Raw genomic sequence first — 1310 nt, 5'->3', positions numbered from 1 at the left:
AATCAATAATTGAACCGCTCTTTCTCTGATTTCAGGGGTATATTTTACTTTTTTCATCGGGACATTCTCTCAGAAAGCTTGGTCTCCGACAAACCCGGTACGGTTCAAAAATCTTCCATTGATTTATTTATATCTGTTAAACCAGTCGCATTATGAAATGTAATATAAGTAGAAATTTCAGTATAAATGGTCATGATCTTTTCTAAATTTGAATATCTAAGCGTCTTCATTAATCAACCTTATTGATTATTAGTTTCTTCTTTTAAAGCTCTTTGTACTGTTGCTATCCCTACTTTAAACTTTTCTGCAACACCTCTAAATGTTGAATTTTCTTCAGCCATTGCTTTTCGTATTTCAACATAGTCAACCTTCCGCTTTCTTCCCTTATATAAGCCCTTCGCTTTGGCTTTTGCAATTCCTTCCTTTTGACGCTCACGGATCATGGAGCGTTCAAACTCTGCAAATGCAGCAAGCATCTGAAACATGAGTTTATTTATTGCCGATTGTGCTACATCATGACTGAAGGTCAAATTCTCTTTATGAAAAATAATGGTTATACCACGATCATTCAGACTATTCACAATTTCGTTCAGATCATTTGTATTACGTGCCAGACGATCAATACTATGAACATGCACCGTATCACCTTCACGCAGATAGTCGAGCATTGCATTTAACTGAGGACGTTCACGGCTACCACCGCTTGCCTTTTCAGTAAAGGTCTTATCCAGGCTGATTCCATCTAATTGACGTTCAGTATTTTGTTCAGTTGAACTGACTCGAATATATCCGACCTGATTAGGCATTCTGTACCGTTAGAGTTTAGATAATTAAATACATATTGTACCGAAATTAAATATTAAGTCTATAAATACGGTTTTTGAGTTGCTTTTTAAGACTTTATTTTGTTCCGTTAGGCTATACTCTAAATTTACAGAACATCTCTTATTCGAAATTCGATCGAATGGGAGTAAAAGCCTGCCTCAATTCGAATTAATTTTACGTTTTTTAATTTTAAAAGTTCGTCGCCCAGCAAGTCGGTAAGCAAGGTCAGGATTCCGGCCGTCCAAGTGTTTAACCAAAATTGGCACACCATTCGGTGTTTTACTCATTAAATTATCATTTTCTACATACAGCACTGTTCCTCTTTGCGCTGCGGCAATAAAGCGGTCTCGAAGTACATTTGCAGCTTTGGCAGCAATACCTGATTCATTGTCATCTTCATCAATTAGATCTACTGTTGACATAGTGCCGTACTCCCAATTAGCTGATATATGAATCATATTACAAGTCGGGTAGACAGGATAAAG

Annotated in this window: 2 protein-coding genes; both read right to left on the bottom strand. The window is 36.7% G+C overall.

Features of this window, described 5'->3' with window-relative positions; all coding sequences use genetic code 11:
- Window positions 1-239 precede the first annotated feature (239 nt).
- Window positions 240-806, bottom strand: coding sequence for a recombinase family protein (locus FTV42_RS16980; RefSeq protein WP_006581699.1), 567 nt, complete (start codon window positions 804-806; stop codon window positions 240-242).
- Window positions 807-983: 177 nt separating this feature from the next.
- The coding region (locus FTV42_RS16975) for a hypothetical protein (RefSeq protein WP_373683243.1) at window positions 984-1310 on the bottom strand (327 nt) is incomplete at its 5' end.

This window comes from Acinetobacter sp. YH16052 (assembly GCF_013417155.1).
GTDB lineage: Bacteria > Pseudomonadota > Gammaproteobacteria > Pseudomonadales > Moraxellaceae > Acinetobacter.
This window is presented reverse-complemented; position numbering and strand designations above follow the sequence as displayed.

Coding starts and splice junctions, on each gene's coding strand:
- FTV42_RS16980 (WP_006581699.1), bottom strand. CDS start 806: ATGCCTAATCAGGTCGGATATATTCGAGTCAGTTCAACTGAACAAAAT.